The sequence below is a fragment of the Streptomyces chlorus genome (assembly GCF_042655885.1).
GTDB classification, from domain to species: Bacteria; Actinomycetota; Actinomycetes; order Streptomycetales; family Streptomycetaceae; genus Streptomyces; species Streptomyces chlorus.
The window spans coordinates 1-21710 of the sequence record NZ_JBHSOA010000067.1 but is presented as its reverse complement, the minus strand read 5'-3'; the positions used below and the strand labels follow the sequence as shown (position 1 = coordinate 21710).

Sequence of the window (21710 nt, the reverse complement as noted above, 5' to 3'; positions counted from 1 at the left end):
CCGAAGCGGACGCAGAAATCGATCAGAAGACCACTCTCGAACTACCTCGGTGGATCAAGGCTACATGCGGCTGGTTGATGGCGCCCACCAACTGCTGCGGGCTCCGGTCGTGCTGGTCTGGGACCGGCTCAGCACCCACATCTCGAAGGCGATGCGGCAACTGGTGGCCGCTCGCTCGTGGCTGACCGTCTTCCTGCTGCCCGCATACGCACCGGAGTTGAACCCGGTGGAGGGAGTGTGGGCACACTGCCGGCACAGGCTGGCCAACCTCACCGCCGGTACGGTCGACCGGCTGGAAACCCTGGTCCGCAACCGGCTCAAGAGCCTTCAGTACCGGCCCGCGACCCTGGACGGCTTCATGGCCGAGACCGGACTCCAACTCGACCTACCGTCACTCTGACCCCAAAACACCGAAGTCAGTAGACGGAAGACCGACAGCGATCTCGGCGCTGGCGGAGGCGGCCGGGAGGATGCTGGCGTCCAGGCGGAACAGGTTCACGAGGGTGGCTCCTAAAAAGAGGGCCGCGAAAGCGGCATGACGGGGGACCGCGGCCCGGTCGTCAGCCGGTGCCACGTCCCGCTCCAGCATAAACGGACTTTACCCCGCTTATTTTCCTGCGGGTAGGTTGAGCCTGTGAATCTGCCTGTCGTGCCCTTCGGGAAGCCGCGCGGTGAACGCGCCGACGCGGCGCGCAATCGCGAGCACCTGCTGGAGACGGCCCGTGACATGATCGCGGAGCTCGGAGTGGGGAAGGTGACCATGGACGGCCTGGCCGAACGCGCCGGCCTGGGCAAAGGCACCGTCTTCCGCCGCTTCGGCACCCGCGCCGGCATCTTCGTGGCGCTACTCGACGACGACGAGCACCGCTTCCAGGAACAAGTGCTGTCCGGCCCCCCTCCGCTCGGGCCGGGCGCGGACCCGGTGCAGCGCCTGATCGCCTACGGCCGCGCCCGCACCGCCTTCCTCGTGGACCACTTCGACATCGCACGGGCCTCCCTCGACCCCCACCAGCCGACCCCGGCGGGCGGGGGGACCATGACCCGGCTCCACATCCGCATGCTCCTCAAGCAGGCCCGCCTGGACGTGCCCGACCTGGACAGCCTCGCCCTCCAACTCACCGCCGCCCTCGATGGACCCCTGCTGCTGTACATGTTCCCGACCGACCCGGGCCCCGTGTCGGCAGCCGGCACCTTCATCCCCCTCGCCGACAGCTGGCAGACCCTCATCGAGAGCATCGTCCGGGCGAACCGCCCCATTGACCCCGACCAGGCAGCCGAACGCACAGCCCGACCGTAAGCTCGCGCTCCGCACAACCACCGGCGCGAACAACCGACGGGCCCACCGCGCCTTCCGCCGCGGTCTGCGCGGCGGCCTCCGCGCGCAGTCCTCTCCCGGGCGGTCGCGGTTGCGGCGAGCGCCTCGGCGGCCCGCTGCTCATCAAATGCGCCGCGTGGCGGACGTCTGCGTCTGCGCCGTGAGGTGCTCCGCCTCTGCCCCGGCGGCTTCGTCGCGGGCCCGGGTCGCGGCCGGGTGTTCGCCGGCGGTCTTGATGTTCACCCGGTGATTGCGGACCTCAGGCCTTCTTGCCGAGCAGGCCGCACAGTTCCCGCTCCAGGTCGAACATGCGTGTCTCGTGGCCCGGGGGCACCCGTCGGTAGGTCTTCTGCAGCCACTGCTCCACCAGCGCGGACGGGGCTTCGAGCAGGACCTGTCCGTCCGGGGCGGCCAACGCGATGCACAGCATGCGGCGCGACCCGGTACCGACGGGCCAGATCCGCACGTCGCCCTGTCCACAGGGCCCGAACACGCCCTGGGCCAGCAGCTCGCGGGCGAACAGCCAGGTCACCGGGGCGTGTGTGCCGACGTGGAAGTCGACGTGGACGGCGTAGGGGTCCTGCGGGTCGTAGGACAGACGGGTCTCCACCCCGATGCTGTGACCCGGCGCGACCAGCAGGCGCATCTCGCACTCCTGCTCGACGAAGTTCTTCATGGGCTTTCTCTTGTTCTCTCGATCCGGACGGCGCTCGTCGGAGGCTCTCTCCGGACAATTCCTTCGGCGGTCCTGGTGCGGGTGCCGTGTTCCGGCCGCCGCCCCCGCAGCGGGTGACGACATGACCGGGGCGGGGGTCGGTGCGCCTGCAGTCGCACTGAACCCCGCCCCTGGTGGTCCGGGCGCACCCCGCCCGGTCACCTGCTGCCGTTCCCGGCCGCGGTTGCTCGTACGCGACGTCGTTGTCGGACATGAGCCATACGGTCGGTGCGTGCGCGCGGCCGGTCAGCGGGCCGGTGGTTCCCGGCCTCGCCGTCAGCGGCGATCGTTCCCGCGGTCGCGGTCGTGACGGTTGCGGTCGTTGTCCCGGTCGTGCCGGTCGTGCCGGTCGCGGTCCCGGTCGTGCCGGTCGTGCCAGTCGCGGTCACGGTCGTGACGGTCGTTGTCGCGGTTCCAGTCACGGTCCCGGTCACGGTCGCGGTCGTTGCGCCGGTCGCGGTCGCGGTCGCGGTCGCGGTCCCGGTCGTGACGGTCGTGGCGGTCGTTGTCGCGGTTCCAGTCACGGTTGCGGTCGTTGTCCCGGTCGTGCCGGTCACGGTCGTTGTCCGTGGCGTAGGAGCCGGCGACGCGCTGGGCGTCGTGGTGGGGCGATGCCGAGGCGGTACCGCCCGCGGCGAGCACAGCGCCCGCCGCGACTGCGACAGAGGCGGCCGCGGTGGCGACCCGGCGTCCGAAGGTGCGACTCATGATCATTCCTCCTTGAGTGCCATGCCGACGTCCCGATCCGGGGGGCGTCGGACGGTGCCCCGATGTGGTGGGGTACCGCAGAAGCTACCTGGAGATTGTTGAAAGATGAACTTTAGGTTATGTGAGCTATTTCACCGATATCGCCCCCCAATGGAGAGAAATAATCCGGCCTTCCTTGGCCTTCGCGCGGCCGGAATCAATCGCATTGACGGGCACGGAGAAACCGTCACCGGCCGGGGGCGGGGAGCAGTCCGCTCCGCCGGCAGGGCGCCGGCGCGCACCGGCGGCCACCGCCCGAGCGCATCGACGGTCGGCGGCCGTCGACGCACCGCTCGTGGCGTCGAGCCCGGTCCGTCGCGACCGATGCGACCCGCCTCCGCCCGTCCGCGGGGGCACCGGTGGTCAAACCCGGCGGAAAATGGCATTCTGCATTTCGTGCAACATTCAACTAATTCGGAGAAGAGGCCGCCTACCCCGCTTCCCGGGTGGCCGGCGCTGGCGCGCCTGGTCAGATCCGTGGCCGCCCGCCAGGGCGGGCGCATCCTGTCCCACGGCGGCAAGAATCTGACCGCCGCGCTGCTCGCCTGGCAGGCGAGCGCCCCGTGGGGGCAGGGGCGGCCCCAGTTCCTGGCCGTCGCCACAGCCCTGCTCGTGGTCAACACCTCGACGGTGCACCACTCGATGATCGAAGCCGCGCGCCGGGTGGCGATCCAGGTGGCCGGGGTGACTCTGGCCATCGCCACTGCCTGGTGGCTGGGCCCCACCACCGGGAGCATCATGGCGGTCCTGGCCGTCATCCTGGCGGCCCGAGGGCGCCGCGCGTTCGACGACCACCTCCAGGTCGCCTCGACCGCGCTGCTCACCCTGACGGCCGCAGCGGCGGTGCCGGTGCGCGACCTCGCCCTCCTGGCGCTGGCCACCGTGACCGGCGCCATCGTGGGAACGGCCGTCCACGCCCTGATCCTGCCCCCCGTGCATGTAGCCGACTCCCGGACCGCGGTGCGTCGGCTGGCCCGTGCCACCAGCCTGCTGCTGCGCGACATGGGCCGCGGCCTGCGCCAACACCAACGGACCAGCCACGCACGGGTCTGGCTGTCGAGAGCGCGCCAACTCGAGGAGGAGATCGCCGAGGCGCAGGACCACGTGCGGCTGGCCGAGGACAGCCTGCGCTGGAACATCCGCTGCTCCGTGCACGGGCCCCGGCGGCCCGGAACCGGCGGCCATGCGCTCCTCGTCCTGCACGGGATATCACTGCAGGTGCGAGGGATCGCCCGGACCCTGGTCGACACCGTGGACGCACCCCGGGACGACTTCCGTCTGGGGCAGTTGTTCACCGACCAGTACGCCCGGACGCTCGAGCTGGCCGGACAGGCCGTGGAGGACTTCGCCGAAGTGAACCGGGCAGCCGATCCGGAGCACGCCGACGCCGGAAAACGGCTGCGCACCGCGCTCGACCAGGCCCAGAGCTGGCATGACCGCATGACCGAACTCGTGGCACGCGGCGCCCTGACCGAACCCGGAGCCTGGCACATCTACGGATCGCTGGTCACCGACGCGGAACGGCTCCTGTCCGACCTGCACCGCGCCGGGACATCAGAGCCGATGACACCGATGACCCCAGTGACGCCGATGACGAAGAGCGCGCCCACCGCCCGGTTCCCCCGCTTCTGAGCGAAAGGCCCTCCCCATGACCACTGCCACGACGCGCCTACCGGCCCGCTCCCTCACCTGGTCGCTGCCCTGCACCGCCGACGCCCCCGCCCGCGCCCGGCGGCTCACCCGCCGGCTCCTGCACGACTGGGGCCTGACCGACGAGTACACCTGCCGCACCGAGGCCGTCGCCGCCGAACTGGTCGGCAATGCGATCTCTCACGCCCGGCCCGGTGTCCGCGTCACCTGGCGGCTCGTCCGCGACACCGAACAGCCCGCGGTCCGCGTGGAGGTCGCCGACGGGGGCCCCACCCGCTCCCCCGCCGGCACCGACCACGACCCCGACGAACACGGCCGAGGACGCCTGATCGTGGCCGCCCTCGCCTCCCGGTGGGGCACCGCCCGGCGCCGCGACCGGTACGGATGCATCCACTGGGCGCAGATCGCTCCGGACTGATCCGGCGGCGCGGAACGCCCCCGAAGACGCCAAGTCCGCCGGACGGCCGGTCACCGAAGTCCTCGCCCCGCAAGGCCGCGATCGCCCGGCGGCGGCCCCTGCCCCGTACGCCTCCAAGGATGAACACCGACCAGAGCGGTCCGGGAACATCCGAGGCGTTCGCCACGGCCGTCATCGTCGAGATCCCGGCCGACTGCCGCGCTATACGCGTGGCGAACCGGGGACATCCGGCACCCCTGCTGGTCGACGACGGCCGGGCGCGGCTCCTGGAACCGAAGTCGCCGTCGTTGCCGCTGGGCCTGGCCGATCCCCCCGCCCTGACCACTTCCGTCCCCGTCGCCCTGTTCGTTCTTCCCCCAGATGCAACCCTGGCGCTGTTCACCGACGGCGTCACCGAGGCCCGCGATCCGCGCGGCATCTTCTACGACCCCGTCCCGCAGCTGTCGCGCCCCACCCCGCCCGGGCCCGACGGCCTGCTGGATGCCCTCATCGCTGATCTGCCCCGGTGCACCAGGGGGCACCAGGACGGCGACGTCGCACTGCTCGCCATGACCCGTACCGCAGGAGCAGACCGTCAAGCCCGCCCCGGGCCCGGGGACCCGGGAGCGACAGAGTTGGACCGGTTCGGGGCGGTGAGGGAGCGAGGGGGTGTCGTGTTCTTTCTTGATCGGGTGGAGGTGGCCGGTGCCGTCGGTGCTGGGTCTGCTGGAAGCGAAGGAGTCGGCCGCGCGGGAGACGGTCGAGCGGGTCCGGGAGGCAGCGTCCGACGGTCGATCCGGCCCGTCCGCTGGGCTGCCACCGCTCCCGCATCAGCGACCGGATCGTCTTCGACAAGCTGCTGCAACTGCTGCGGTTCGGCTGCTCCTACCGGGCGATCGCCGACGCGACCTGTTCGGCGGCCACTGTCCGTAACCGACGCGACGAGTGGATCCGGCTTGGCGTCTTCGCCCGTCTCCAGCAGATCGCGCTTGCCTCCCATGACCGGATCGTCGGGCTCATGCTCGACCAGACCGCCGTCGACGGCCCCCTCACCAAGGCTCCCGGTGGCGGCGAGGTCGCGGGCGCTCACCGGTCGACCGCGGCAGGCAGGGCCGTAAACGCTCAGGGGTGACGGATGGTCACGGAACCCCGCTCGGCAGGGTCCTGGCCTGAGCGAACCGCCACGACTGCTGCTCGCGCCGGCCCTGGACCTGCTGGACGACCTCGGGCCGCTGCCCGACGACATCACCGTCCACCTGGACGCCGCTACGACTCGGACAAGACCCGCACCGAACTCGCCGCCCGCAACCCACGCGCCCGCAGCGCGCACAAGGGCGAGAAGGCGCCGATCCAGGCCGCAACGATGGCATGCCGAGCGCACTCACGCCCGGCAGAACGCCTTCCACCGCCTCGTCCGCGGCTACGAACGCCGCGCCACCGTCATCAACGCCTTCTTCGACCTCGCCAACGCAATCATCACCGTCCGCAGCCTGATCAGCCGGGCATGGACCACCCGCCGCTGGGACGATCGCCCGAACCGCCGCCCATGAACACACCTGTCTGCGCGAGCTCTTATGCGCATGTGCAGCGGAAGCCACCTTCTTCCTTCGGGTGTGTGCACTGCGCGGCTCTGCGACCGGAAGGGGTCTCCGTTCTCGGCCGCGCTCAGTGCACGCTCCCTGACAAGCGCTCCTCGTACGGCATGCCGCCGTCCGTCCGGCCCGAGCCGACCCGGGCCGCGCGCCGGCGAGGTCGAGCCGACCCTCTGGGAGTTTGCACCACCAGAGAGATAGTTTATCGTTCAACTAATGCCGGACGGCGTGGCTCAGGACACGGCTTCCGCTGCAGCGACAGGCGGTGTCCAGCAAGGCCCCGCCGGAACAGAAACGGGTCAGAACATGCGTGCAGTTGTCTACAAGGGCGTCGGCGAGATCACCGTCGAGGACAGGCCCGTTCCCCAGATCGGCGCGAAGGACGTGCTGGTCAAGAACATGCGAGCAGGCATCTGCGGCACCGACATCAGCGCCTACACCAAGGGCGGGGACGATCTCGGCATCTTCCCCGGCGGGCTGATCGGCCACGAGTTCGTGTCCGAGGTCGTCGAGGTCGGCGCGGAGGTCGACGACCCGAGGATCGTCCCGGGCCTGCGGGTGTTCGTGAACGCGTCCACCTCGAAGCGGGAGGGCGAGGGGCGTTCGAAGCTCGAGATCACTGACTCCGCGGGCGGTCTCACCCAGTTCATCTCGGTCCAGGACGCGGAGATCGGCTACAACCTGCACCCGCTTCCGGACAACGTCAGCTTTGACGCGGCCGTCGTGATCGAGCCCTTCTCCGTGGCCAACCACGGTGTGAACACCGCGAAGCCGCGGGCGGGCGAGAGGGCCCTGGTCTTCGGTGCCGGCGCCGTCGGTCTCGGCGTGCTGGCCAACCTGAAGGCCAACGGTGTCGAGGAGGTCATCGTCTCCGACATCATCCCCAGCAAGCTGGAGGTCGTGAAGCAGATGGGTGGCATCCCGGTCAACGGCAAGGAGGTCGACCCGATCGAGTTCGCCAAGGAGCGGTTCGGCACCGTCGAGAACTTCCTCGGCGAGGTCAAGCCCGACGTCGACATCTACTTCGACTCGGCCGGCGCCCCGAACGCGATCCCCGACTACCTCCGCGGTGGCAAGGCCGGTTCGCGGATGGTCGTGCTCGCACTGCCCCCGCGATCGTTCGAGGTCCCGCAGACGCAGTTCGTCCTCTCGGAGCTCGCACTCCTCGGCTCGACCGCCTACAACAACGACGACATCGCGCAGGTCGTGTCGTACCTCGGTGACGAGAAGTACGACCCGACGCCGGTGGTCACGCACCACTTCCCGCAGGAGGACGTGGTCGAGGCGTTCAAGACCGCGATCGAGAAGAAGGACGAAGCGATCAAGGTCGTCATCGACGTCCACCCGTGATCGGTCCGCCGCCCACCCTGATGGTGGCTCATGGTGGAGTCGCCTACTGCGGGCTACAACGGGCCGGCAGGTCACCAACGGCCCGGTCCACAGGATCCGGACCGGTGTCTCCCGGCGTGACCTGCCGGAACGTCACGGACCGTGGAAGACGGCGTACACCCGCTTCCGCCACTACGCACCCGACGGCGCATTCACCCGGCCTCCGCACCCCCATGCCGAGCATGATCGAGCGAGTCAAGCGGTCCGCCACCAGCTCTCAGGAACGGCCCACGGCCGCGCAGGTACGGCGAGCCGCGGCCGACCCCGGCGCTGCGCAGCGGACACCGCTGGATCGCGGACTCTACGAAACTCGGGGCAGCTCACGAGGGCTATCTTCACCCGCTGATAGTGGCCCAGGTAGCCCTTGGTGAGGAGTTCCTGGTGAAGGATCTTGGCGTTGTGTTCGCCCTCATCCCAGCGTTGCCGCAGGTGGTCGAGATACAGGTCGAGGGTGGCGGGGCGGCGCGAAGCCCGGCGGACCACCTCGGGCCAGGTACGGGCCCGGGCGCACTTGCGTACCGTGCGGCGGTCCAGCCCGAGCTCGCGGGCTGCGGGCAGGCAGCTGCGGTGAGCGGAGGCGATTTCCTGAACGCGTCGGGACAGGCCCTGCCACAGGTGGAGCGGTCGCTGACCTGGAGGGCGCCGGGGGCGCCGTCGGCAATGCCCTGCCGGTAGGCGAGCAAGCCGTCCCGGCAGACGATCTCCACTCCCGGATGTCCGCGCAGCCATACAAGCGCCTCACGGCGCACACTCGGGCAAGCACAAGTGCCATGGCATGCTGTTCCTCGCGCTCACCGACGACCGGGGCCGGCTCCTGTGGATCTCCGCGGCCCGCCCGGGACGCTCCTCGGAGATCACCACCGCCCGCTACAACAAGCTCGTCGAGCGCCTGCGCGCCCACGAGCTGGGCGCCATCGGCGACCTCGGCTTCACCGGCCTGGACGACGATGTGGACAACCCCGTGGTCATCACCGGCTACAAGGCCGCCCGCACCAAGCCCCTCACGTCGGCGAAGAAGCAGGTCAACAAGCTGATCGCATCCGTCCGCGCGGTCTGCGAACACGCCTTCGCCCACCTGAAGAACTGGCGCATCCTCGCCAAGCTGCGGCTGTCGCCCCGCTACGCGACCACGCTGCTGCGGGCGCTACTCGTGCTGACCAACACCAAAGTCGCCCCCTGACAGACGATCTTGGGCGCAGACAACCGCCCACGACCAGTACGAGTACAAGATCGCTGACTCACACCAGCCCCGATGACCTGCGGATTCGAAGTTGGAGCAGGCTCAATGGGGGAACGCCGAGTTATTGAGCCGGAACTGATGGGTTTCCTACTGGATCGTGTAGCGGACGTGGCGGGCGGCGAAGTAGCCGCAGACGACGTGGGGCTGCTTCTGGCGTCGGTGCAGGAAGCGGCGGGTCTCGTGGGCGAGATCGTCGGCTGAGACGGCTCGGGCCGCGTGAACGTGCTGCTTCAGATCGGCGTTCAACAGCTCGTCGGGATTCAGTTCGGGACTGTATCCAGGCATCAGGTGCAGTTCGACGCGCTCGGCGTTCTCGGCGAGCCAGGCCCGGACGGCTTTGCCACGGTGGACCGGGTGCCGGTCGGCGACCACGTGGACCTTGCGGCCGGCATGCCGGGCGAGGCGGTCGAGGAACGCGCAGAACACCTGTGAGGTGAACCTGCCGGGGAAGATGGTGAACCACAGCGCCCCGCGGGAGGCAACGGCAGACATGATGGTGACCCGGAAGCGGCGGCCGTTCACCCGCACCAGCGGGGTCTGTCCGGCCGGGGCCCACGAGCGTCCCGGCGGGGCGGTGTCCGAGCGCAGGCCGCACTGATCGGCCCAGACCAGCTCGGCCTTCTCCCCGCTCGCCCGGGCCCGGATCGCCGGATACTCCTCCCGCAGCCAGCGGCTGACCTCGTCGTCCTGCTGCCGGTAGGAGCGGCGGGCGGGCCGCCGCGGGGTGAAGCCGTGCCGGCGCAGCCACTTGCCCACCCCCCGTTCCGTCATCGACACCCCGCACACCAACCAGATCAGGGCCCGCACCGAGGCGCGGGTCCACATCGCCCCGCTCTGCCCCAGGTCGGCCGGGGTGTGATCTTGCATCGCCTGCAAGACCGCTCCACGGGCGGACTCGTCGATCAACTCACCCTTGCCCGCCCGCGGTTCGGGCACCGACGTGAGCAGGGCGCTGTCACGTTGGTTGACTGGGTGGGATGATCTTCGGGTTGATCAGGCTGGGAGGGATCCTCGGTGGACAGTGCGCCGTCGTACAGGGGGCACCGGTATCCGGCCGAGGTGATCTCTCACTGCGTGTGGCTGTACTTCCGCTTCCCGCTCAGCTTCCGCGAGGTCGAAGAGCTCATGCTCCAGCGCGGCATCCTCGTCTCCCACGAGACCGTGCGCCGTTGGTGCGCCAAGTTCGGCCAGGCCTACGCCGACGGACTGCGCCGCCGACGGCCCCGGCCCGGCGACACGTGGCATCTCGACGAAGTGTTCGTCAAGATCAACGGTGTGCGGCAGTATCTGTGGCGGGCCGTCGACCAGGACGGCAATGTCCTCGACGTCCTGCTGCAGTCCAAGCGGGACGCCAAGGCCGCCAAGCGGTTCCTGGCCAAGCTTATGAAGAAGCAACAGCAGGTGCCCAGGGTCATGGTCACCGACAAGCTCCGCTCCTACGGCACCGCCCACCGGGAGCTGATGCCCTCGGTCGAGCACCGCTCCCACAAGGGATTGAACAACCGGGCCGAGAACAGCCACCAGCCCACCCGGCAGCGCGAACGCGCCATGAAGGGCTTCCGCAGTGTCGGGGCTTGTAAAGAATCAACACGTTGCTTTGCGGGCTCTGGCGCGTTGGTCTGGTATGCGCATACCGAGTGAGGTTCGTGATCAACTCGCCCTGAGGTTCGGGGTGTTGTTTCCGCATCTGGATGAGCGGCAGCGGCGGCTGGCGCTGGCCACCGAGACCCGACTGCTGGGCCATGGCGGGGTCCGGGCCGTCGCGCGCACTGCGGGCGTGAGCGAGACGACGGTGCGGAAGGGGGTCTTCGAGCGGGAGGGCGGCGAGGATCCGCTGCCCGGTAGGCAGGTTCGCCGCTGTGGTGGGGGGAGCCGGTTCGCACCACCCGAAAACGCCCCGCAGAAGGCCGAATCACCACGTTGATTGAGCGCTTTCCATCTTGATCAGTTGGCGAGTTCGAGGGTGACGACGGCTCGGACGATGGCGGTGATCCGTGTGGTGCTGCAGCGGAGCTTCCGCAGGACCCGCCAGCTCTTCAGGATCGCCATGGCGCGTTCGCCGAGGCTGCGGATCTTGGCATGGTCCCGGTTGTGACGCCGGCGCCAGCCGCGCAGGTTCCTGCCCCGAAACGGGACACGGATGCTGGGGCTCGCACCCTGATACGCCTTGTCCGCCCAGCACTTGATGTCGTCGGCGGTCAGAGCGGCCGGGATGTCGTGGGTCCGGGCCGCGGTCAGGTCGTGCGTGGCTCCCGGCAGTGCGTCCGATGCCCAGATCAGGCGTCCGGCTGGGTCGGCGAGAACCTGCACGTTCATGCCGTGATGCTTCTTCTTCCCCGAGTAGTACGGGCGGTCGGCGGCGATGCGGTCGATCGGCAGGAGCGTGCCGTCGAGGATCACGTACGCCTTCCTGCGGACCGTGTCCATGGCCTGCTCCAGCGTCGGAGCGAGCGAGGCCAGGAGATTGACGGTTTCGCGTATGTAGCGGTAGACCGTCGCGATCCCGATGTGGAAACCCGCTGCGAGGCGGGCGTAGGTGTCACCGCAGCGCAGGTGCGCGAGGACGAGCAGGGCCTGCCGGCCGCAGGTGAGGCGGCGCCAGCGGGAGCCGATCCGGCGCCGGTGACCCGCGAGCAGACCGGCAAGACGCTGCAGGGTGCGGCTGGACAGATCGATGGCAGACGGGTAGACAAGCACGAGAGCTCCTGGCGGACTGGTGATCTTGGTCGTGAACCCGTCTACCAGGAGCTTTCTTCATGCCCGCCACTGGGGCTCCGACCCAACCACCCGTCAGGTTGGAAGAGGCTCATTCTTTACAAGCCCTCGGCGCAGCCCAGCGGTTCCTGTCCGCGTTCAGCGGCATCTCCCCCCATTTCCGACCCCGCCGCCACCTGATGACCGCCGCCGACCACCGCCTCGAGATGACCATCCGGTTCACCCTCTGGGACCACATCACCAAGAACATCGGCCTGCCCACCCAGGGCTGAGCACCGGCTCGGAACCGGCCCCATCACACCCCAACGCCCCGTCAGACACCCACGCACTCATCAACGTGACAACGCCCGTGGATGTACTGGTCGGCCCAGGCGCTGATGATGTGGGCGGCTCGCTGCGCCTGCCCTCGTGTGGTCAGGAGGTGGTCTGCCCCTTCGAGCGAGACGAAGCTTCGCGGGTGCCGCGCCTTGCGGAAGATCTCCCCGGCGTTGGCGATATCGACGGTGTCGTCGGTGGGCGAGTGCATCACGAGCAGCGGCCGGTCCAACTCACGGACCTGATCGTGCAGACGGGCACGGCGGACGTCCTCGACGAAGGCGCGCTTGAGGACCAGGGTCCGCCCGCCGACGAACCACTCGTGCTGCCCCTCGCTGAGCACGCGGTCCACGACCGCGTCGTACTGGTGCTCCACGTGGCTGGGGTCGGCGGGCGCCCCGATCGTGGCGACCGCGCGGACGCCGGTCGCCTCGGCCGCCGCGGCGATGGCGGCGGCGCCTCCCCACGAGTGACCCACCAGCAGATCCGCCGGAGTCCCGCGCTCTGCCATCAGGTTTGCCGCGCGGACGCTGTCCTGGACCTTGACGGTGAAGGAACCGTCACCCCAGTCGCCGTCGGAATCGCCAATCCCGAGGTTGTCGTAGCGCAGCATGCCGATCCCCTCGCGGGCCAACTGCTTGCTGACCCGCGAGGCGGCCGGCGAGTTCTTGCCGAGCGTAAATCCGTGGACGAAGATCCCCCAGCCCCGGACCTCGCCCTCCGGCAGGTCGATCGACCCGGCCAGCTCGGGGCCGACGACGCTCTTGAATCTCACTTCTTCGGACACGTTGCGATCACTCCGGCCGGCTGTTCGTGGAGGTCGACGTGCCGACGAGCAGCTCGGTGATCTCCTTGGCAAGGTGCGGGCCGAGCTCGCCCCAGCCGTCCTTGTAGCCGTAGACGCTGGCCAGGGTGCGGGCCTCGTAGTCGCCGTTCATGATCTCGATGTCGTCGGCGGTGATGAGTCCCGGGTGGGCGACGCCGACAGCCGACGAGACCTTCATCAGCTCCCCGCGCAGGGTGCGCAGGTAGACAGCGGCCCGGGTAGCCTTCGAGGTTGGGTCCAAACCGCGGGCCAGCCACTGGTTCTGGGTGGCGATGCCGGTGGGGCACTTGTCGGTGTGGCACTTCTGCGACTGGATGCAGCCGATCGACAGCATCGCCTCACGGGCCACGTTGAGCATGTCGGCGCCCAGGGCGAAGGCGACCGCGGCGTTCTCGGGCAGGCCGAGCTTGCCGGAGCCGATGAAGGTCAGCTCGTCGGTGAGCCCGAGCTCGGCGAAAGTGCCGTAGACCCGGGAGAATCCCATCCGGAACGGCAACGACACCGAGTCGGCGAAGATCCGCGGCGCCGCTCCGGTGCCGCCCTCGCTGCCGTCGACGGTCACGAAGTCGACACCACGGTCACCACGCGCCATCAGCGCGGCCAGCTCCTGCCAGAAGCCCAGCTCGCCCACCGCGCTCTTGACCCCGACCGGCAGACCGGTCTCGGTGGCGAGCAGCTCGACGAAGTCGAGCATCGAGTCGACGTCGCTGAACGCGGTGTGCCGCGACGGGGAGGCGCAGTCCTTGCCGACGGGGATGCCGCGGATTTCGGCGATCTCCGGGGTCACCTTGGCGCCCGGCAGCATCCCGCCCAGCCCCGGCTTGGCACCCTGGGAGAGCTTGATCTCGATTGCTTTGACCGGGGCGCTCGCGACCACGTCCTTGAGCTTGTCGAGGTTGAAGCTGCCGTCCTCGTTGCGGCAGCCGAAGTACGAGGTGCCGATCTGCAGCACCAAGTCGCCGCCGTTGCGGTGGTACGGCGACAGGCCGCCCTCGCCGGTGTTGTGCATCGTGCCCGCCAGCGCCGCTCCCTTGTTGAGCGCCGTGATGGCCGCGCCGGAGAGCGAGCCGAAGCTCATCGCCGAGATGTTCACGACGCTCGCCGGCCGGAAGGCCTTGGCGCGCCCGCGCGGACCGCCCAGCACCTTGGTCGAGGGCAGCGGGGCCTGCGGGTCGTGCGCGTCGGGCAGAGCGCTGGCGAAGGTGCGCTGCTTCAGGTAGGCGTGCCCCTGGACGTGCTCGACGTCGACCTCGGTGCCGAACCCGAAGTAGTTGTTCTCCTCCTTCGCCGACGCGTAGATCCAGGTGCGCTGGTCACGGCTGAATGGGCGCTCCGCCTCGTTGGAGGTCACGATGTACTGCCGCAGCTCCGGCCCGATCGTCTCCAGCAGGTACCGGGCGTGCCCGATCACCGGGAAGTTCCGGAGCAGTGCGTGCCGCTTCTGGACGAGGTCGTGGGCCGTCACCAGCGCCACTGCTGTTGCGGCGACGGCGCTGATCCTCCGGGCTTGCATGAACGTTCCTCCTCGAGGCACGGCTCCATCGCCACGCGGTGGAGCCCGCTTGTGTCACATCGGGCGCCAGACGGCGCACACAGTCAAGGGCGCGCCAGCGCGATCGAAGAAAGGCGAAGGCGGGCGGGCGCCGGTCCGCCGGGCCGGGCGCGGATCGGTCGGATCCGTGACGGCCCGCTCCCGGAGAAGGGGCTTGGGTCAGGCGGCGGCGAGGCCGGCCTTGAGGCCGGAAGCGATCCTGACGACGCGCTCGGCCTGGACGCGGGCGGCGGCGCGGGTGGTGTCGTCGACCGGGTTGTTGCCCTGGGCGTCGACGTGGGAGGTGCCGTAGGGGTTGCCGTCGGCGAACTTGGCGGGGTCGGTGTAGCCGGGGGCCACGAGGATGCCGCCGAAGTGGTGGACGGAGTTGTACAGCGCGAGCAGGGTGGACTCCTGGCCGCCGTGGGCGGTGGAGGTGGCGGTGAAGCCGCTGTAGACCTTGTCGGCCAGCTTGCCCTGGGCCCACAGGCCGCCGAGGGTGTCGATGAACTGCTTGAGCTGCGAGGCGATGTTGCCGAAGCGGGTGGGGGAGCCGAAGATCACGGCGTCGGCCCACTCGATGTCGGCCGGGGTGGCGACCGGGATGTCGGCGGTGGCGGTGGCGTGGCGGCCCAGGCCGGGTTGGAGTCGATGGCGGCCTGCGTGGCCAGCTCGGCGGCCTTGAGCAGGCGGACCTCGGCGCCGGCCTTCTCCGCGGCCTCGGCGATCTCCTTACCGATCTCGGCGACGATGCCGGTGGAGGAGTAGTAGACGACGGCGAGCTTGGTCTGGGTGCTCACGGCTGCGGTCTCCGTTCGGTTGGTGTCGGGTGTGCGGTGACGGCTGAAGATGCCCATGACAGCTTTCGTTCTGGTGCTGAACACCCACTGACGGGTATTGGTTGAACGATAAACCATCGCGGGGGCGTCCGCGCCCCTCGGGGGGCGGCAAGTCGACGCATGACCACAGCGCAGGCCGGCCGGACCCCGCGTGCGGCCCGACTCGCCTGCCGCCCTGCAGCCGCCGTTCAGGGAACCGGCGCCGTCGAGATGACCGGATCGCCGTCGCCGACGGCCCACAGCTCGCCCTCCTCGCTGCCGACGCACACGCCCGAGGTGCGGTTTCGCCCAACGTGGCTGCGGGCCGGCCGGATTGCTTCCCGCGAGGTGGAGCGAGGGGAGCGGGCGCCCTGACTTGCCGCTCGAGAACCGGCTCCCAACGGCAGGTCTCGGAGGAATATTCCAACGCAACGACTTTCTGCCGGGTGGCGGACCTCACCACCCCAGATAGTTCAATGCTCAACTAAATAGGCTACTGTCTCAAGTGCCCGAAGGCGGGCAAATATCCGTGAAGCGCTCCATTCGCATCGCCGGGTGAGCAGGGAGAAGGAATCATGTCAAACCAGACTGTGCGCCGGGCCGCCGTCGCGATCGCTTCTGCTGCCGTCGCGGCAGTCGGCCTTCTCGCCGGCGGCGGCGCCGCCGCGGCGGCGGCGTACCCGAGCAGCGGCCACTCGGGCGCCGTATCCGCCGTCCGAATCTCTGACAATCACAACGGATACCGGCACCACCACAGCGGGGACCGGCACGGTGCATTCGACGGCCGGGGCGGCGACGATCACGGCTACGGGAAGCGGGATCACGACGGAGGCCGCCACTGGATCCGGTACGACGACCGCGACGGTTACCAGGCGCGGATCGACGAAGGCCGTCGTCAGTGGGTCCTCGACCAGCTCCGCTGGGCCGAGGACCACGGATATGCCTACCAGGGCAGCCTGCAGCACCACGACCGTTCACACGGCTGAGGACCGCGGGCACCGAGGCCGCCACTGCTTGGGCTGCCGTACGCCGGTGGGCAAGTGAAGCGGCCTGAGCCGCCCCCTGCACCGCATACCACCCCCGCCTCCCGCACCCCGCGCGGAGGTTCCGCAGCCACCACTGTGGCTTCGTTCACTTCTATCCTCGTGAACAGAGCCACCTCTCACCATCGGCGGCCGTGACCTTGCGCTTGCCGAAAATTTCGTCCGTGCAGGTCATGCGGCGTGCTCGTACTCGTGGAGGATGCCGCCGAGGCGGTCGCGTCGTCGTACGTCGAGGCGGGCCATCCTGGCCGTATCGGCGATCGGCGCGGGCAACGGGTACAACGGGCGGGCATTCGCGATGCCCTGGTGGGGCCGGTGTCCGTTGTAGAAGTGTTCGAACTCGCGTAGGACGTGGAGCAGGTGACGCTGGTTCCAGACCAAGGTGCGGTCCAGGAGCTCGCGCCGGCAGGTCTGTACCCACCGTTCCATGAGCGCATTCATCCGCGGCATCCGGACGCCGGTGACCACGGCCTCGATCCCCGCGTCCTTGAGGATGGCGTCGAACAGGGCGGGGAACTTCCTGTCCCGGTCCCGGAGCAGGAACCGCACCCGCAGGCCTGCGTCCTCGAGGTCCATGACGAGGTTCTTCGCGGCCTGCGCCACCCAGGCGGCGGTCGGGTGAGCGGTCGCGCCCAGGACCCGGATGCGCCGGTTGGCGTGCTCGATGACGGTGAACACGTACAGCCGCGTCCCGGACAAGGTGACTGTTTCGAAGAAGTCGCAGGCCAGCAGGGCGTCGGCCTGGGAGTGCAGGAAGTCGGCCCAGGTCGTGGAGGCGCGCTCGGGTGCCGGATCGATCCCGGCCTCCTTCAAGATCTCCCATACCGTGGAGGCGGCCACCTTCACACCCAGGACGAGCAGTTCGCCGTGGAGGCGCCGGTAGCCCCAGCTGGGGTTCTCTCGCGCCAGGCGCAGGACCAGAACGCGGACGGAGCGCACCGTGCGCGGCCGTCCCGGGCGTTTGGGCCGGGAGGCGGCGGCGTGACGGCGCGCGAAAAGGTCGCGGTGCCAGCGCAGCACGGTGTCGGGGCGAACCAGTAGCCGCACCCTTCGCAGCACGTCGCGCGGGAGCTGGTGCAGCAGCGCGGCTAGGAACATCCGATCGCTTGGAGTGAACCGCACCTTGTCCTTTCCGAGTTGTCGCTCCAGGACCGTGATCTGGTGGCGTAGGGCCAGGATCTCGGCATCCTTGTCCCGATCGCCCAGCGGGAGCAGGCGCAGCATGGCTGAGCCTCGTTGGCCACGATCGTGCAGCGGAAATGCGGGGTGAGATCGGCGTGCAGGCGCTGCTGCTCGATCCGGGCCAGGGTCTGCGCGGCCCCGTTGGCGTTGCGCGCCGCCCTCCAGGAACCGATGGCGGCAACGGCAGCGACGACCGCGACGGCCAGAGCCAGGGCCGCGATCGTGTCGGTGGTGGTCATGGGGCAGGACGCTATCGCCACCGCACGTCGCAGGTCAGCGCCCTGGAGATATGGCCATCAGCGGGGGACGTCGTCCAAGGTGGGGCGATGAGCGCACTCCGACCCGGTGACATCACCCTCGGAGGGGCGATGAGGACCACCGCGTCTACGCGGCCCGCCTGCGCCAGATCGCGTTGCGACCCCTCGAAGGGGCGATGAGGACGGGCGGCGGCCAGGAGGAGGACCTCGTCCCGGCCGCGTTGCGACCCCTCGAAGGGGCGATGAGGACCAACGTGATCGACGGATCCGAGTGGCCCAGCCACTTGTTGCGACCCCTCGAAGGGGCGATGAGGACCAGGTGGTAGTACCGGTCGTGCGGGCGCCAGACGCGGAGTTGCGACCCCTCGAAGGGGCGATGAGGACGCGGACCCTGGAGGGCTGCCACGCCCAGGGCGTCATGTTGCGACCCCTCGAAGGGGCGATGAGGACTACCTGGCCGGGTCGGCCAGCCGCTTCTACAGCTTGTTGCGACCCCTCGAAGGGGCGATGAGGACCCCACAGTAAAGGCCCTGGTGGCAGGTGGTCTTGCAGAGCATCCGTCGCCACATTTTGCAGCAGACCTCCGGTAGCGTCCTCCGCCCCGGTGTGGCGCTGCAATTCAGTGCGTGCCTGTGTTCGGTGTTCGATCTCATCCTGATTACAGCACGTCGCTGGGAGCTGGTTCGGCTGCGCCCCATTCGAGGCGTTGTGGGCTGGTACCGGGTGGGAAGGTGTAGACGAGGACGTTGTCGTACGTCAGGTCGAGGACGGATTCGACGGCGGCTTGGAAGCGGCGGAGCTGAGCGTCACTGAGAGTGCGGGATGTGACCTTCCGTCCGGCTTGTCATCGCTCGATGGTGTGACGTTGGGGCATCGCTGCCGGTCGGACGTTCGAGGTTCGCTTGGGTTGCGGCATGGACATGCGCAAGCCGTATCCGAGTGATCTCACCGACGAGCAGTGGGCGTTAGCCGAGCCGGTGATCACGGCATGGAAGGCCCAGCACCCCTCGGTCAGCGGTCACCAGGGCAAATACGCGATGCGGGAGATCGTGAACGCGATCCTGTACCAGAACCGCACCGGCTGCCAGTGGGAGTTCCTGCCCCACGACATGCCTCCGCCCGGCGCGGTGAAGTACTACTTCTACCTCTGGCGCGACGACGGCACCGACCAGACCGTGCACGACCTGCTGCGGTGGCATCTGCGGGAGAAGAAGAAGCGATTAGCCGACCCGAGCCTGATCGTCATGGACACCCAGAGCATCCACGTCTCCGTCGGGGTGCCGGCCACCACGACCGGCAGGGATGCCGCGAAACGGGTGCCGGGCAGGAAGAGATGCCTGGCCGTGGACACTTTGGGCCTGGTCGTCGAGGCCGTCGTGCTGCCGGCGTCCGCGCACGACAACGCCGCGGGCACCGCCTTGCTGGACGGCGTGGCCGCACAGACCGACAGGGTCGAAAAAGCCCTGGTCGACCAGGGGTTCAAGAAGACCGTGGTCGATCACGGCAAGCGGTACGGCATCGACGTGGAGATAGTCGAGCGCAACCCGGCCGACACCGGCTTCGTCCCGCAGGCCAAGCGGTGGATCATCGAGCAGACCAACGGGATCTTGATGTTCTACCGCCGTCTCGTGCGCGACTACGAGCACCGGCCCGCCAGCTCCCGCTCCCGGGTGTTCTGGGCGATGACCTCCGTCATGGCCCGCCGCCTCACCGGATCCACCCTCGCCTCCTGGAGGACAGCGTGAGCGACAACCCGCAGATCAGGGCCGTCCTGGAGTACGTCGAGGCCCGTGAGGCCGAACTCGGCGAGCAGGCTGGAGAGATTCGCTCCCGCATTGAGGACCTCACCGCCCGGCTGGGCGAACTCGACGCGGAGAGCGAGAACTTGCGCATCACCCGCAAGACCCTCCTCGACATCCCCGCACCGGCCCCCGCCGACGAACCGGCCCGACCCGACGTCCCGGACCACCCGGCCTACCAGCAGATCCTCACCGCCTTCGCCGACACCGGAAAGCCGCTGCGAGCCCGCGACCTCTGCCAGGCCCTCGACCTGCCCATCGTCCCGAAGAACACCGAAGGCATCCGGTCCAAGCTGAAACGCCTGGTCACACGGGGCATTCTCACCGAACCCGAGCCCGGCCTGTTCGCTCAGCCCCGTCCCTGACCGTCCACTCGCCCCGCCGACCAGGGCTCCTCACCCAGACCCAACCCCGAAACGGACATCAGCTCACATCCCGCACTCTGAGGGCGGCATGAGTATCGAGACCCCGACCGATCGGCAGGTCCAGATTCTGCGGGTGATCAGAAACTGGATTGCGGATCACGGTGAGGGTCCCTCGATCCGGCAGATCGGAGAACGGGTCGGCCTGTCCAGCAGCAGCTCGGTCGCCTACCAACTCGGTCGACTGGAGGACCGTGGCCTGATCAGCCGCACCGGGCGGCGCTGGCGCTCCTGCCACCTCGGCACCTGAGCACCCGTGACGAGGCAGCACCCGGTCTGCCGCCAGTCCGTGAAACAGAGCCGGTCTTTCGGCTCGTGAAGCGGTCAATCCGATGAGGCATCGTCGTAGAGCAGGTTATGTACAGAGGTCAAGTCAGGTGAAAGTGCGATGGTCTGTCCGCTAACGTCGGATGGCGCGGCGCCACGGGAGCCCGCGACAAGTTCCAGGGGGGTTTTCCATGGGCATCGACTTTTCCACCTTCAGCTCGGGGCCCGCTCCGACGCCCACTGACCCCCGGGTCCTGTTCGACGCGCTGCCCGACCGAGCTGCACGCTACGAGTTCCTGCGCGACCCTCAGGGACAAGTCCTGCAGACGTGGTACGACCGGCGCTCGCAGAAGGATTCTGAATGTAGGAGCGCCCGCAGGGCCGAGTCGCACCAAATGCCAGGCGCAGCGACCCAGTTCGCCCGGCGGGCCCCCGCGAGCAGGGCGTCTCGGGGTACATCGGGGACGGTTCCGCCACCTGCTCGGCCGTGCATCGCAGCGAGGCCGCCCGCCTCCTCCATGGTGCAGAGGTGTCCGACCGTCGGCGGCGTGGGGCAGCGATCCGTGTCCACCCCGGCCCCGGCAGGGGAGCGGACGGCATGTTCTGTCGCCGGACGGTGCCTGGCCGGCACGTTGTTTATGGCGATGCGAGGGTAGCGTTCTCGACATGGACTCTCGCACCACAGTTGAGCGCGCTCAGCGTCTCAAGCAACTGCACGCCGACCACAAGCCGCTCGTGCTGCCGACCGTCTGGGATGTCTGGTCCGCGCGGACGGCAGCCGCCGCCGGGTTCCCCGCGCTGACGGTCGGAAGTCATCCGCTCGCCGACTCCCGGGGGGCCGAGGACCAGGAGGGGCAGACCTTCGAAGAGATGCTCGCCGCTGTCAGGCCGATCATCGCGGCGGTCGACGTCCCGGTGTCCGTGGATCTGGAGGCCGGGTACGGACAGAAGCCCGCGGATCTCATCGCCGGACTCACCGAGGTCGGCGGCGTCGGCCTGAACCTCGAGGACACCGTCCACTCGGAGGGCGGACGCATGCGCACCACGCAGGAGCACGCGAGCTACATCGCGGGCTTGCGCGCGGCGGCCGACGACGCGGGCATCCCGGTCTGGATCAACGGACGCACCGACCTGTTCCTGCACGCGGAGGACACCTCCGCCGTCCTTGACGAGGCGATCGAGCGCCTGCGGGCCCTGGAGCAGGCGGGCGCCGACAGCGTCTACCCGGTGCGCATCCAGGACAACGACGAGCTGCTCGCGGCGATGATCGGCTCCGTCGCCATTCCCGTGAACACCACGGCCCATCCAGTCAAGCACAACCTCGAGCGCTTCCGCCGTCTCGGCGTCGGCCGGATCACCTACGGCCCTCTGCTGCAACTCGCGATGGCGGACGCAATGAAGGACATGCTTGGACCGTGGGCGCCCTAGACCCGTACTTCGCGGGTCGTTGATTCGTATGGTGTGACCGGTCCGGGGGTGTCCCCGGGCCG

At 69.1% G+C, this 21710-nt stretch carries 19 protein-coding genes, 6 pseudogenes and 1 CRISPR repeat array; of the genes and pseudogenes, 17 read left to right on the top strand and 8 right to left on the bottom strand.

Annotated features, from left to right (window positions below):
• Together ACFPZI_RS28200 and ACFPZI_RS28195 are read left to right on the top strand one after the other, a co-directional pair.
• Positions 1-400 (top strand): transposase (locus ACFPZI_RS28200; RefSeq protein ID WP_381368649.1); only part of this gene is annotated, 400 nt, incomplete at its 5' end.
• Between the two features lie 234 nt (positions 401-634).
• A complete protein-coding gene (locus ACFPZI_RS28195) occupies positions 635-1297 on the top strand; it encodes a TetR/AcrR family transcriptional regulator (RefSeq protein WP_381368646.1) in 663 nt (220 codons plus the stop codon).
• Between the two features lie 277 nt (positions 1298-1574).
• On the opposite strand, the gene ACFPZI_RS28190 is transcribed toward ACFPZI_RS28195, so the two are convergent.
• The gene (locus ACFPZI_RS28190; protein ID WP_381368643.1) at positions 1575-1991 is read right to left on the bottom strand and encodes an SsgA family sporulation/cell division regulator; all 417 of its coding nucleotides are present in this window, start codon (positions 1989-1991) and stop codon (positions 1575-1577) included.
• Positions 1992-2306: 315 nt separating this feature from the next.
• Positions 2307-2738, bottom strand: coding sequence for a hypothetical protein (locus ACFPZI_RS28185; RefSeq protein WP_381368642.1), 432 nt, complete (start codon positions 2736-2738; stop codon positions 2307-2309).
• 516 nt (positions 2739-3254) lie between these two features.
• On the opposite strand from ACFPZI_RS28185, the gene ACFPZI_RS28180 reads away from it, so the two are divergent.
• The 7 genes and pseudogenes from ACFPZI_RS28180 (at position 3255) to ACFPZI_RS28150 (ending at position 8985) form a co-directional block, all read left to right on the top strand.
• Positions 3255-4409, top strand: a complete 1155-nt coding sequence (locus ACFPZI_RS28180) for a hypothetical protein (protein WP_381368639.1) — start codon at positions 3255-3257, stop codon at positions 4407-4409.
• A gap of 16 nt (positions 4410-4425) precedes the next feature.
• Complete coding sequence (locus ACFPZI_RS28175; RefSeq protein ID WP_381368637.1) at positions 4426-4845, top strand: ATP-binding protein; 420 nt, start codon at positions 4426-4428, stop codon at positions 4843-4845.
• Positions 4812-5390: pseudogene (locus tag ACFPZI_RS28170) on the top strand (PP2C family protein-serine/threonine phosphatase); the annotation flags it as partial. The gene ACFPZI_RS28175 and the pseudogene ACFPZI_RS28170, both read left to right, overlap by 34 nt.
• A gap of 212 nt (positions 5391-5602) precedes the next feature.
• Positions 5603-6374: pseudogene (locus tag ACFPZI_RS28165) on the top strand (IS5 family transposase); the annotation flags it as partial.
• Between the two features lie 348 nt (positions 6375-6722).
• Positions 6723-7766: a zinc-dependent alcohol dehydrogenase gene (locus ACFPZI_RS28160; RefSeq protein WP_381368634.1), complete on the top strand. Its 1044-nt coding sequence runs from the start codon at positions 6723-6725 to the stop codon at positions 7764-7766.
• Positions 7767-7812: 46 nt separating this feature from the next.
• Positions 7813-8151, top strand: a complete 339-nt coding sequence (locus ACFPZI_RS28155) for a transposase (RefSeq protein WP_381368654.1) — start codon at positions 7813-7815, stop codon at positions 8149-8151.
• Positions 8152-8532: 381 nt separating this feature from the next.
• A complete protein-coding gene (locus ACFPZI_RS28150; RefSeq protein WP_381368651.1) occupies positions 8533-8985 on the top strand; it encodes a transposase family protein in 453 nt (150 codons plus the stop codon).
• 147 nt (positions 8986-9132) lie between these two features.
• Here ACFPZI_RS28150 and ACFPZI_RS28145 read toward each other — a convergent pair whose 3' ends face one another.
• Positions 9133-9981 carry an IS630 family transposase gene (locus tag ACFPZI_RS28145; protein WP_381368631.1) on the bottom strand — a complete coding sequence of 283 codons (849 nt, stop codon included), beginning with the start codon at positions 9979-9981 and terminating at the stop codon, positions 9133-9135.
• Positions 9982-10059: 78 nt separating this feature from the next.
• On the opposite strand from ACFPZI_RS28145, the pseudogene ACFPZI_RS28140 reads away from it, so the two are divergent.
• Positions 10060-10650, top strand: a pseudogene (locus ACFPZI_RS28140) (IS6 family transposase); the annotation flags it as partial.
• Positions 10651-10669: 19 nt separating this feature from the next.
• Positions 10670-10927, top strand: a pseudogene (locus tag ACFPZI_RS28135) (ISAzo13 family transposase); the annotation flags it as partial.
• A 62-nt stretch (positions 10928-10989) separates the two neighbouring features.
• Here ACFPZI_RS28135 and ACFPZI_RS28130 read toward each other — a convergent pair.
• A complete protein-coding gene (locus ACFPZI_RS28130; RefSeq protein WP_381368625.1) occupies positions 10990-11742 on the bottom strand; it encodes a transposase family protein in 753 nt (250 codons plus the stop codon).
• Between the two features lie 83 nt (positions 11743-11825).
• Here ACFPZI_RS28130 and ACFPZI_RS28125 point away from each other — a divergent pair.
• Positions 11826-12032, top strand: a pseudogene (locus ACFPZI_RS28125) (IS6 family transposase); the annotation flags it as partial.
• A gap of 41 nt (positions 12033-12073) precedes the next feature.
• Here the strand turns inward: ACFPZI_RS28125 and ACFPZI_RS28120 are convergent.
• The 3 genes and pseudogenes from ACFPZI_RS28120 to wrbA form a co-directional block, all read right to left on the bottom strand.
• Positions 12074-12850, bottom strand: coding sequence for an alpha/beta hydrolase family protein (locus ACFPZI_RS28120; protein ID WP_381368618.1), 777 nt, complete (start codon positions 12848-12850; stop codon positions 12074-12076).
• Positions 12851-12869: 19 nt separating this feature from the next.
• A complete protein-coding gene (locus ACFPZI_RS28115) occupies positions 12870-14414 on the bottom strand; it encodes an FMN-binding glutamate synthase family protein (protein WP_381368615.1) in 1545 nt (514 codons plus the stop codon).
• 198 nt (positions 14415-14612) lie between these two features.
• A pseudogene (gene wrbA, locus ACFPZI_RS28110) lies at positions 14613-15232 on the bottom strand (NAD(P)H:quinone oxidoreductase).
• Positions 15233-15825: 593 nt separating this feature from the next.
• On the opposite strand from wrbA, the gene ACFPZI_RS28105 reads away from it, so the two are divergent.
• Complete coding sequence (locus tag ACFPZI_RS28105) at positions 15826-16236, top strand: hypothetical protein (RefSeq protein WP_381368612.1); 411 nt, start codon at positions 15826-15828, stop codon at positions 16234-16236.
• Positions 16237-16464: 228 nt separating this feature from the next.
• Here the strand turns inward: ACFPZI_RS28105 and ACFPZI_RS28100 are convergent, their stop codons facing one another.
• A complete protein-coding gene (locus ACFPZI_RS28100; protein WP_381368609.1) occupies positions 16465-17517 on the bottom strand; it encodes an integrase core domain-containing protein in 1053 nt (350 codons plus the stop codon).
• A gap of 369 nt (positions 17518-17886) precedes the next feature.
• Positions 17887-18247: direct repeats of the CRISPR family, unit length 30 nt; unit sequence GTTGCGACCCCTCGAAGGGGCGATGAGGAC.
• A 399-nt stretch (positions 18248-18646) separates the two neighbouring features.
• Here ACFPZI_RS28100 and ACFPZI_RS28095 point away from each other — a divergent pair.
• The 4 genes from ACFPZI_RS28095 to ACFPZI_RS28080 all read left to right on the top strand — a co-directional run bounded on the left by ACFPZI_RS28095 (position 18647) and on the right by ACFPZI_RS28080 (position 21648).
• Complete coding sequence (locus ACFPZI_RS28095) at positions 18647-19477, top strand: IS5 family transposase (protein ID WP_381368606.1); 831 nt, start codon at positions 18647-18649, stop codon at positions 19475-19477.
• Positions 19474-19896: a hypothetical protein gene (locus ACFPZI_RS28090; RefSeq protein ID WP_332432557.1), complete on the top strand. Its 423-nt coding sequence runs from the start codon at positions 19474-19476 to the stop codon at positions 19894-19896. The genes ACFPZI_RS28095 and ACFPZI_RS28090 overlap by 4 nt, the downstream gene beginning before the upstream one ends.
• A gap of 88 nt (positions 19897-19984) precedes the next feature.
• Positions 19985-20203 (top strand): LexA family protein, encoded by a 219-nt coding sequence (locus ACFPZI_RS28085; RefSeq protein ID WP_381368603.1) that lies wholly within the window; start codon positions 19985-19987, stop codon positions 20201-20203.
• Positions 20204-20886: 683 nt separating this feature from the next.
• A complete protein-coding gene (locus ACFPZI_RS28080; protein ID WP_381368600.1) occupies positions 20887-21648 on the top strand; it encodes an isocitrate lyase/PEP mutase family protein in 762 nt (253 codons plus the stop codon).
• The last annotated feature ends 62 nt before the right edge of the window (positions 21649-21710 follow it).

Coding starts and splice junctions, on each gene's coding strand:
- ACFPZI_RS28190 (WP_381368643.1), bottom strand. CDS start 1,991: ATGAAGAACTTCGTCGAGCAGGAGTGCGAGATGCGCCTGCTGGTCGCG.
- ACFPZI_RS28115 (WP_381368615.1), bottom strand. CDS start 14,414: ATGCAAGCCCGGAGGATCAGCGCCGTCGCCGCAACAGCAGTGGCGCTG.
- ACFPZI_RS28105 (WP_381368612.1), top strand. CDS start 15,826: ATGTCAAACCAGACTGTGCGCCGGGCCGCCGTCGCGATCGCTTCTGCT.
- ACFPZI_RS28080 (WP_381368600.1), top strand. CDS start 20,887: ATGGACTCTCGCACCACAGTTGAGCGCGCTCAGCGTCTCAAGCAACTG.
- ACFPZI_RS28095 (WP_381368606.1), top strand. CDS start 18,647: ATGGACATGCGCAAGCCGTATCCGAGTGATCTCACCGACGAGCAGTGG.
- ACFPZI_RS28160 (WP_381368634.1), top strand. CDS start 6,723: ATGCGTGCAGTTGTCTACAAGGGCGTCGGCGAGATCACCGTCGAGGAC.
- ACFPZI_RS28185 (WP_381368642.1), bottom strand. CDS start 2,738: ATGAGTCGCACCTTCGGACGCCGGGTCGCCACCGCGGCCGCCTCTGTC.
- ACFPZI_RS28175 (WP_381368637.1), top strand. CDS start 4,426: ATGACCACTGCCACGACGCGCCTACCGGCCCGCTCCCTCACCTGGTCG.
- ACFPZI_RS28085 (WP_381368603.1), top strand. CDS start 19,985: ATGAGTATCGAGACCCCGACCGATCGGCAGGTCCAGATTCTGCGGGTG.
- ACFPZI_RS28100 (WP_381368609.1), bottom strand. CDS start 17,517: ATGCTGCGCCTGCTCCCGCTGGGCGATCGGGACAAGGATGCCGAGATC.